1 protein-coding gene is annotated in these 1,097 nt (G+C 42.7%); it reads right to left on the reverse strand.

Going from position 1 to position 1,097, the window contains the following annotated elements:
• Nucleotides 1–1,097: HYR domain-containing protein (locus K8089_RS16110; protein ID WP_237604312.1), on the reverse strand; the 1,097-nt coding region annotated here is incomplete at both ends.

Below are 1,097 nucleotides of genomic sequence, written 5' to 3' on the forward strand. Positions count from 1 at the left end.
ATGTCGGCGACCGTGATAGTGGCATTGCCAGTTGCATCCAATTGAATCGTAAACGGTGCGGCACAGTTTGCTACTGGTGCTTCAGTATCGTTCACGGTTATATCAAAACTACAAGTGGAGGTGTTTCCTGCAAAGTCTGTTGCAACAAAGGTATTTGTTGTTGTTCCGAATGGGAAGATACTGCCGCTAGGCAATCCTGCTGTTTGGATAACGGTAGAAGGCGCGTCTACCATTAAAACAACATTATCAAGTGCAAATTTAGCAGGACCCGAGAATGTATCAGGGGTGTCTTGCCAGAAACCAATACGAATGGTTTGGCCTGCATAGGCAGAAAGATCTGCATTTTCGCTTACCCAAATATTATCTGAGTCAATAGTTCCTGCAGTTAAAACAATAGTTTTTAATACTTGAAGCACTGTATTAGTAGCATCGAGTACCTGTACCTGATAGGTTCTATCTGAGCAACCTCCACAGAAAGTGAATAAGTCATAATCTATATTTTCATCCCAACTTAAATCGGCAGTCGTTATTCCAGCAGGAATACTAACTTCTTGATATATAAGTGAAGTATCGGGTCCCGCTGAATCGAAACTATTTCCCGCAAGGAGTCCACCATCAGTAGGAGTAGCTGCTGGGAAGAATGTATCTCCATCATTAGATGCACCTACATAATAAGGTATATATGGCGTTGTAAAATCATCTACAACCCAACCTGTAAAATCACCCGTTTCGAAACTTCCATTTACAACTATATCATATGAACTACAATTGTCTGTAGCCGTTGGAGTGACATAAGTAACCACGGCACTACAGAGTCCGGGATCATTACTTACGGCAAAATCTGTTGGACACGTCATCACTGGTGGTTCGGTGTCATTAACTGTTACACTGAAGCTACAGTTAGCTGAGTTTCCACTGGCATCTGTCACTACATAAGTAACCGTAGTTGTCCCAACAGGAAAGATATCACCGGGGTTGTGCGATGAGGTTGTTACACTACCTGAACAATTATCTACTCCCACTGGAGCAGTCCATGTTACTGCAGCGCCACAAATACCAGGATCGTTATTTACTGTAATATCTCCTGGGCACGTAAT

This window comes from Aequorivita vitellina (assembly GCF_022008365.1).
In the GTDB taxonomy this organism is placed as follows: domain Bacteria; phylum Bacteroidota; class Bacteroidia; order Flavobacteriales; family Flavobacteriaceae; genus Aequorivita; species Aequorivita vitellina.